Raw genomic sequence first — 8,720 nt, forward strand, 5'->3', positions numbered from 1 at the left:
GCTGGATCTAATGGTTGGCATGCAATCGGCCCTTCTTGTTGAGGGGCCGATTGCGAAGGGGAAAGGAAACGGTGCGCTTATGACAGCAATCAAGCAAACCGCAGCTGCTTTTTTAGTAGGAGGCTTAATTGCAGTTGTCGGTCAGGTGTTTTTGAATCTGTATACGATGGTACTCGGTCCTGGTTCCATGTTTATCTCTGCAGCAACCTTGGTTTCGGTCGGCTTAGTGGGTGCGGTGCTTTTTGTGCTTCATCTCTACCCGAAAATCGAGAAATTTGGCGGGTTCGGTGCCATCATGCCCTTTAGCGGCCTGGCGGCAGCAGTGGGCGGAACGATTGTGGGTGCGAAGCAGGAAGGGGCATCAACGGGCAAGGCTATAAAAGCGGGAGTTATGCTCGTGGTGTACGTTGTGGGCATCGGGACCGTTCTTTCCGCGATTATTGGCGTGATCGCCTTCATCGTCAAGTAAGGGGGATGGCTATGGATTATGTAGGGGCTTTTGTGCTCGGAGGAGCCATCTGTGCGATTTTCCATGCGCTTATGGTAATTACCAAGCTTGACCCACCCAAACTGTTGATTATTGGATTTACGCTGGGCGCTTTGATGACAGTTTTTGGTGTCATGCCCTCTTTGATGCAGTTTGGCGGTGCGGGGTTGATGATTATGGTCGTTGATGCGGGCGAGGCAGTTGTCGGCGCCACCATGGCGGCATGTGCGGGCAATTTTGTGGTTACAGTCATTGTGCTAGGTATATTTGCAGCAGTAACGCTTCTGGGGATTATTGCTGGTTGTCTGTGGAAGCCTAAACCGGAGGTCAGTCAGGCACCTGACGAGGCAGCTTCTCCGCTGAATTCCTAAACGAGGCGGTGCTAAGCGGCAGGTGGTGTAAGAGAGTAGGGGGACGGCATGTGCGGATACGGGTGTAATGGGTGCGGTCGCTGCAAGGGCGTGCGGAAGGAAAGAATAACGCCCCGTGGTTGGTGTCCTCATTGTTCAACCCAGAATTCTCCCAGCGCCAAGATCTGCTCAGTGTGCCATAAGCCGCTCTCGCAAGTGCTGAGCAAGGTTTTGCCGGGAACGAGATAAGCTGCTTTAATGCAACGGAAAGAGAGCGAGAGATGGATGGATCGGTAGTTGGTATGTACTTCAGTCCGACGCATGGCAGCCAGATGGTCGTCGAGACGATGGCGAAGGAACTTGCGGGACGATTGAATGTTGAAATGCACGAGGTGAACCTGACCGATCCGGCAGAGCGTGCCACTACCCACTCTCTGGGTGCGCAGGATGTTCTCGTACTTGGTTTTCCCGCCTACGAGGGGCATGCACCCATGGCGCTGAAAGAGGCTTTGTCTCAGGTTGTTGGTAAAGGGACCCCCGCTCTTGTGGCAACCACCTATGGAAACCTGGGCTATGGCAACGCAGTTCTCGAAGCGAGGGATATCCTTGGCTCCCAGGGGTTCGTCACCATTGGCGGTGGCGCGTTTGTCGGTAAGCACGCGCTGGCTGAAAATGTTGGCAAGGGTCGCCCGAACGCGCAAGACTTAAAAAACGCCGCGTCATTCGGGAGGCAGATGGCGGGCAAGGTACGTGCAGGCCGTGTGGTTCCGGCGAATATCCAGAACGACTCTTCAGGTAAAACGTGTCAATCTGCCTTGCCGGATGCACCGATAACCACCGAGGCGTGCGTGTCGTGCGGAGCATGCGTAAAGGCATGTCCGGTTGGCGCTATTGAGGAGGATAATCCGAAGAGCATTGCCGCGACCTGCATTTTGTGCGGCGCTTGTATCGCAGCCTGCCCGAGGGCAGCCAAGCGCTTGGATGGCAAAAAAGCTACCATACTTGCTGCTGAGCTTGAGAGGGAGGGTGCCGTGCCGCGCTCGACGGTACTTTTCTTTCAATAGTTTCGTTTAGGTGCGGGCACTATCGAGTGCGCGGTTGCTGGGGGGATAGTGGTTCCCCATAAGTATTGTGCTAGGGGTGCATTGGTGGCCGTTCTCGCTGCCAATGCATGTTTTTGTTAGTCTGGTCTGACTCCCTTCGGGTTTCTGCCGTCCCTGCCGTCCCTGCCGTCCCTGCCGTTGGCCCCTGCTTTTTTGAAAACCATGAGAATGAAACCGGGATATTTGACGAATATGCTAGAATAACCCGTTGGTATTGCTGTACGGAAGGGACCGGTATATATGTCTGGGCACTCAAAGTGGGCTACAACGAAGCATCGCAAAGCAGCGCAGGACGCAAAGCGCTCGTCTTTGTTCTCCAAGCTGTCGCGTATCATCACGGTAGCTGCGAAAGAGGGCGGCGACCCGAACCCCGAAAACAACGCATCGCTTGCGGCCGCCATTGAGAAGGCCAAAGGCTACTCTCTGCCTAAGGATAAAATCAAAACCGCCATTGACAAGGCATTCGGTACGGGCAAAGATGCCGCGAACTACGAGACGGTCGTATACGAGGGCTATGGCCCGGCCGGCATCGCCGTGTACTGCGAGGCCCTGACCGACAACCGCAACCGCACCGCGGCCGACGTGCGCAGCGCATTCTCGCACGCGGGCGGCTCTCTGGGTACCTCCGGCTCCGTGGCGTTCCAGTTCGAGCGCAAGGGCCAGATCATGGTTCCCAAAGAAGTGGAGACCGGCGACAAGAAGAATCCGGTGGGGCCGAACGGTGCTGCTGCCGACGAGGAAGAGTTCATGCTCGCCGTAGCCGAGGCCGGCGGCGACGACTATGAGGACGCCGAGGACGAGTGGATTATCTACACGGCCCCGACCGACCTTATGGCCGTGAAGAAGGCGCTGGAAGAGGCGGGTGTCGTGACGAAGGGCGCCGAGCTTACCATGATTCCCACGACGCCGACGGCGGTGAGCGTGTCCGACGCGAAGAAGGTCATGCGCCTGGTGGACAACCTCGAAATGCTCGAGGACCTGCAGAATGTCTACCATGTCATGGACATCACCGACGAGATAGCCGAAGCGCTCGACGAATAAAGCGCCTGCACGATTCGCTTAGGAGTCGTACCGTCGAAAGCCGCTGCAAGCTTTGTGCCTGCAGCGGCTTTTTTGATGGCGTGGTTTAAGTGCGACGCGTATACTTGAGCAAAAGCGCGGTACCGACGAGGGGGAGGACGATTCAGTGGCAGAGACCGCAGGCAATGCGCTTCCTTGGCAGGCGGACTACGCTGTTCCTTTCGAGCTGGTTGATGGATGCCTGCTCGGCCAGCCCGGCACCGAGAAGGAGTTCCAGCCCGCATGGCAGGCGTACAAGTACCTGTTGAGAGGGAAGATGTACGCCTTAGTCGGCACCAACGACCAGATCAAGCGGCCGATTCTCACTTTGAAACTTGATCCGGCCTACAGCGAGATGCTCCGTCGGGAATACGAAGACATAGTACCTGGCTATTATATGAACAAGGTACACTGGAGCACGGTTTACCTGGATAGCAACGTGCCTCACAAAGTGGTCACCGATGCCATCCTCATGTCTCATGGGACCCTGCTTGCCACCTTCGGCAAGAAAGCACAACAGGAAATAAGGGAACACTGCCAGTAGGTGGGAGCCAAAGAGGCGGGGTGCCGCTACCCATCGCAAGATCACTCGTGGAAACCGCCGTGGAAACCGCCCGCGGAAACCGCTTGAAAAATTCCCGTTGCGTTTCCTGCGCGCTTGCGCTATTCTGCGTTGAAGCAAACCGTTGATGAGGAAGTAACGGCGATGTGCGCGCTCACAGAGAGCCGGGGGTAGCTGGGAACCTGGCAGTAGCGAATCGTCAAATGGTCCTCTGAGGGCTGGCGCAAACCGGGCAACCGCAGTAGCGTCGGACGGCGGCCTCCGTTATCGGGCACGAGTGTGAAGGCACTCATAAGAGGGCGCGCAAGCGTCAAGCAGAGGTGGCACCGCAGGAGTTTATCGCTCTTGTCCCTGCATTCATTCGATGTAGGAGACGAGGGCTTTTTTATTGCCTTCGCTCCGGAAAAGGAAGGCAAGGAAATGAACCAACTAGCAAGCACCGACTACAAGACCTACCTCGGCGAGGATGAACTGCCCACCCACTACTACAACGTGCGGGCAGACATGGTGACCGACCATGCGCCTATCCTGAACCCCGCCACGCTCCAGCCCATGACCGTGGCCGACCTCGAGCCCGTGTTCTGCACCGAGCTGGCGAAGCAGGAGCTCAACACCACCGACCGCTTCATCCCCATCCCCGAAGAGGTGCGCGACTTCTACAAGATGTACCGTCCCTCGCCGCTGGTACGCGCGAAGTTCCTCGAGAAGGCGCTCGGCACGCCCGCTAAAATCTACTACAAGTTCGAGGGCAACAACACCTCAGGCTCCCACAAGCTGAACTCCGCCATCGCGCAGGCCTACTACGCCAAACAGCAGGGCATCACACACCTCACCACCGAGACGGGTGCCGGACAATGGGGCACGGCGCTTTCCATGGCATGCGGATTCTTCGACATCGACCTGCAGGTATACATGGTGAAGTGCTCGGCCGAGCAAAAGCCCTACCGCAAGGCTGTCATGGAAACCTACCAGGCGCGCGTCACGCCTTCGCCGTCCAGCACCACCAACGTCGGTCGCGCGATCTTGGCCGAACATCCCGACTCGTCCGGGTCGCTGGGCACCGCCATTTCCGAAGCAGTGGAGACGGCGCTCAACACCGAGAACTGCCGCTACGTCTTGGGCAGCGTGCTCAACCAGGTTCTGCTGCACCAATCCATCATCGGCCTTGAGGCCAAGGCGGCTCTCGACAAGATCGGCGAGACGGCCGACATCCTCATCGGGTGCGCAGGCGGCGGCTCGAACCTGGGTGGCCTCATGGCGCCGTTCGTCGCCGACAAACTGGCGGGCAAGTCCGCACCGCACTTCATTGCCGTCGAGCCGGCCAGCTGCCCCAGCCTCACACGCGGACGCTTCGCCTACGACTTCTGCGACGTGGGCAAAGTAACGCCGCTGGCGAAGATGTACACGCTCGGCTCGGGCTTCATCCCCAGCGCCAACCACTCCGGCGGCCTGCGCTACCACGGCATGAGCCCCATTCTCTCGCAACTCTACCACGATGGCATACTAGACGAGGCACGCTCGGTTGAACAGACGAGTGTGTTCGAAGCCGCCGAACTGTTTGCTCGCGTTGAGGGCACGCTGCCCGCCCCCGAATCATCCCATGCCATCCGCGTGGCTATAGACGAGGCCCTCAAGTGCAAGGAGACCGGCGAGGAGAAGACCATCGTGTTCGGACTCACCGGCACGGGCTACTTCGACTTGGTTGCCTACATGGCCTACAACAACGGCACCATGACCGACTACATCCCCACTGACGAGGACTTGGAGGCCGGCTTCGCCTACATCCCGAAACTCGAGGGCATCCAGTAGGAAGCGTGGGCGTACGGCGAGGGATCGTGCAGCATAAGACGAAGGAACCCCTCTCGACGCGGGCTCCTTCGCTTTAGTGCTCCGGCTATGGATGGCGGGTAGGCCGGCAAAGTTTTTTCATTCTAACATGTGCACTGGGCATGGTAGGGCAGGGTGTCTTGTGCTAGGATAGGCGAACAGGTGTTTGTAGAAAGAAAGGCGAGCCGTGGCGCGCATCGAACGAACGATACTCGGCATCGATCCGGGGCTGGCCAATACGGGCTGGGGTGTTGTGGCCCAGCACGGCGCGCAACTCGCCTGCGTGGCGTACGGCTGCATTTCCACGCCTGCTGGCGTGCCGCTGGCGCAGCGGCTGAAGAAGATACACGAGCAGATAGGCGCCGTCATCGCGCGATTCGAACCGGTATGCGTGGGTATCGAGACTGTGTGGTTCGGAGTGAACGCCCAAAGCGCGTTTGCTACCGGCCAGGCGCGCGGTGCCGCGCTCGTTGCGTGCGCCGAGCACGACTTGTCGGTGGGAGAGTTCTCTCCCAGCCAGATTAAGCTGGCGGTTGTGGGCGAGGGTGGGGCAGAAAAGGATCAGGTGCAATACATGGTAGGCAAACTGTTGGCGCTGGAAGTGGTGCCGAGTCCGGACCATGCGGCCGATGCGCTTGCTGCGGCTATCTGCTACACCACTCATGAGGGGCTCGCTGCTGCAATGGCTGCAGGCTCGCAGCCTGCGCAGCAGCGAGTTTGCGCATCGGCGCAGCAGGGAGGATCACTATGATCGCGTTTTTAAAAGGCCGTCTTGCAGGCAAGTCCCCGACGATTGCGCTTATCGAGGTGAATGGCGTAGGCTATGCCGTCGCTATGTCCCAGGCGGGTTTGTCGAAGCTGCCCGAGGCGGGCGGATCGGTCGAGGTGCAGACGTATATGCAGGTACGCGACGACGGCATCGCGCTGTTCGGTTTCCTATCCCATGAGGAGAAAGCGCTGTTCGAGCGGCTTATCAGCGTGGGTGGAGTCGGGCCGAAGGTTGCGTTGGCGGCTCTGTCGGTGTTCACGCCCCAAGCGTTGGCCTCTGCCATTGCCTCGCAGGATGTTGCTGCGGTGTCGAAGATACCGGGCGTGGGTAAAAAGACGGCCTCGCGCATTATCTTGGAGTTGAAAGGCTCTCTCGACCAGGGCATCGCAGGCTTGTTCGACAGCCCTGCTCCGCTTTCCGCGACCGACAGCCGGCTACGGGCGGCACACGAGGCGTTGCTGTCTATGGGCTTTACGTCCGCCGAGGCCGATCTTGCGCTCAAGGGTGTGCCCGAAGGTGCGGCCGAGGGCGTCCTGTTACAATATGCGTTGAAACGATTGGGTTCCGACAGCTAGGCGCAGCGCAAGCTAGGCGCGGCGCAGGTTAGGCGGTTATGGGCGACAACGGCATCGAAATAGAAGGTCTGGTATTCGAGGCGGGTACGGATGATGATACGGCGGGCAGCGCGTGCGCTGCTGAGGTGCGCGAGCGTACCGTGACCGCAGCGCTTATTGAAGACGATTTGGCGCTCGACCGTAGTCTGCGGCCCAAGCGCCTCGGCGATTACTTGGGTCAGACGAAGCTGAAGGAATCGCTTGCCGTCCTCATCGAGGCGGCTCGCGCGCGCGGCGATGTGGTAGACCATATTCTGTTTTCGGGTCCTCCGGGTTTGGGAAAGACGACGCTTGCCACCGTTGTCGCCAACGAGTTGGGCGCGAGCATCCGCACCACCAGCGGCCCTGCTATCGAGCGCACGGGCGATCTTGCCGCCATCCTCACGAACCTTGAGGAAGGAGACGTGCTGTTCATCGACGAGATACATCGCCTGAACCGCATGGTCGAGGAAGTGCTCTACCCCGCACTCGAGGACTTCGCCTTGGACATCGTGGTGGGCAAGGGCCCGGCAGCGCGCTCTATCCGCTTGGATCTGCCGCATTTCACGCTTATCGGCGCTACGACACGCACGGGGCTGCTTACCGGGCCTTTGCGCGATCGCTTCGGCATCGTGTTTCGGCTGCAGTATTATACGCCCGAGGAGCTGGGCTCCATTGTGTGCCGCTCGGCATCCATCTTGGGCGTCGATATAGCCGAAGACGGTGCGCTGGAGATCGCGCGTCGCAGCAGGGGTACGCCGCGTTTGGCGAACCGCTTGCTCAAGCGCGTGCGCGACTGGGCCCAGGTGCGCGGCAACGGAGATATCGACGAAGACGTGGCCGCACAGGCACTCAGCTTCTTTGAGGTGGACTCGCTCGGCTTGGACGCAGTCGACAATCGCATCCTAGAGTTGCTGGCGGTGCAGTTTTCGGGCCGTCCGGTGGGGCTTTCGACGCTGGCTTCGGCCCTGTCGGAGGACCCCGACTCGCTCGAGGACGTCTACGAGCCGTTCCTTATGCAGCAAGGCCTCATGGTGCGCACGCCAAAGGGTCGTCAAGCTACGGCGCGCGCTTACGAGCATCTGGGCCTGCAGCCGCCCGCCCAGTCGTAACGGTTTTCCGACAGTTTGCCCCGGGGGCTGTCAGGGCAAGCCGCACGATCTATGGTTGCCCTCGGGGCAACGTGCGGGCGCGATGATGCCCCTGCGGCTGCAAACGGCTTCAAACAATGCGGCACCGCTTGCAGGCTCCGAGGTCTGCGCTATTGAAAGGAACGCCCATGCTCACCCAGGACTACCTTGTACGCATTATGGTTCAGTTTGCCGAGATCATCAGGCGCAGCTGGATGAGGGCTACGAAGGAGCGCGATCCTCGGGGCGCCGCCGATATGCTGGAGGATGCCGTGGGCGAAGCGACCGATATCGACGGTGGCGTGCTGCTGTCGTTGTCGCCTGAGTCCATTGCCAGCGTCATGCAGGTGTCGGGTACCGATCCGCGGGTGACCGAGTACATCGCCCGCAGCTTGCTGCTCGCTTCCGGTTATCTGCGCGAAGCGGGCGACCATGGTTTGGCCACGGTGCGCGAGCAGCAAGCGCGGGCTATCGCGGAAGCCTACGGCCACGAGCTGCCCGAAACCCCCGAGGGACTGGCCGGATTGCTAGACGATTTGGACGAGGGTGTCGTCGAGCAAGCTGAGCCCTCTTTGGCCACCATGGGCTTCGACGAGGAGCCTTTCGGATCGGATACGCCGGTCGTGTCGGAGGAGCCTCGCAGCCCGACTGCATAGGTTGCCTCTTGTGCCTGCTGTCCAGCGGGTATAAGCTTGCTGCCAGGGGCTTTCATCTTCATCCGTCTGGCCAGGTGCGCTACTATGCTCTTGGGAGATTTTTATCGAAGGGGAAGTCCTTGTCCGTTAATAAGGCAAAAACGCTGCTGCATTCGTTGCGGTGGTACCATCTGGGGTTTGCATT

The 8,720-nt window shown here is 59.5% G+C and carries 10 protein-coding genes; all 10 read left to right on the forward strand.

The annotated features are described in order from the left end of the window. Positions 1–469, forward strand: a 469-nt coding sequence (locus RR842_RS09720) for a SpoVA/SpoVAEb family sporulation membrane protein (protein WP_332729607.1), incomplete at its 5' end; no start/stop codon positions are given. An 11-nt stretch (positions 470–480) separates the two neighbouring features. Continuing rightward, positions 481–858, forward strand: coding sequence for a SpoVA/SpoVAEb family sporulation membrane protein (locus RR842_RS09725; protein WP_332517845.1), 378 nt, complete (start codon positions 481–483; stop codon positions 856–858). A gap of 260 nt (positions 859–1,118) precedes the next feature. Further along, positions 1,119–1,901, forward strand: coding sequence for a 4Fe-4S binding protein (locus RR842_RS09730; RefSeq protein ID WP_332517844.1), 783 nt, complete (start codon positions 1,119–1,121; stop codon positions 1,899–1,901). Positions 1,902–2,180: 279 nt separating this feature from the next. Beyond that, positions 2,181–2,981 (forward strand): YebC/PmpR family DNA-binding transcriptional regulator, encoded by an 801-nt coding sequence (locus tag RR842_RS09735; protein WP_332518396.1) that lies wholly within the window; start codon positions 2,181–2,183, stop codon positions 2,979–2,981. A gap of 145 nt (positions 2,982–3,126) precedes the next feature. Further along, positions 3,127–3,543, forward strand: a complete 417-nt coding sequence (locus RR842_RS09740; protein ID WP_332554167.1) for an MmcQ/YjbR family DNA-binding protein — start codon at positions 3,127–3,129, stop codon at positions 3,541–3,543. Between the two features lie 438 nt (positions 3,544–3,981). Further along, complete coding sequence (locus tag RR842_RS09745; protein WP_332514302.1) at positions 3,982–5,370, forward strand: TrpB-like pyridoxal phosphate-dependent enzyme; 1,389 nt, start codon at positions 3,982–3,984, stop codon at positions 5,368–5,370. Positions 5,371–5,575: 205 nt separating this feature from the next. Then, positions 5,576–6,139: a crossover junction endodeoxyribonuclease RuvC gene (ruvC, locus tag RR842_RS09750; protein ID WP_332729608.1), complete on the forward strand. Its 564-nt coding sequence runs from the start codon at positions 5,576–5,578 to the stop codon at positions 6,137–6,139. Continuing rightward, complete coding sequence (gene ruvA, locus RR842_RS09755; protein ID WP_332514299.1) at positions 6,136–6,732, forward strand: Holliday junction branch migration protein RuvA; 597 nt, start codon at positions 6,136–6,138, stop codon at positions 6,730–6,732. Before ruvC ends, ruvA begins: the two co-directional genes overlap by 4 nt. Positions 6,733–6,770: 38 nt before the next feature. Then, complete coding sequence (gene ruvB, locus RR842_RS09760; protein WP_332518393.1) at positions 6,771–7,862, forward strand: Holliday junction branch migration DNA helicase RuvB; 1,092 nt, start codon at positions 6,771–6,773, stop codon at positions 7,860–7,862. A gap of 167 nt (positions 7,863–8,029) precedes the next feature. Further along, the gene (locus RR842_RS09765) at positions 8,030–8,536 is read left to right on the forward strand and encodes a hypothetical protein (protein ID WP_332729609.1); all 507 of its coding nucleotides are present in this window, start codon (positions 8,030–8,032) and stop codon (positions 8,534–8,536) included. Positions 8,537–8,720: the final 184 nt, after the last annotated feature.

The sequence above is a fragment of the Gordonibacter sp. genome (assembly GCF_036667095.1).
In the GTDB taxonomy this organism is placed as follows: domain Bacteria; phylum Actinomycetota; class Coriobacteriia; order Coriobacteriales; family Eggerthellaceae; genus Gordonibacter.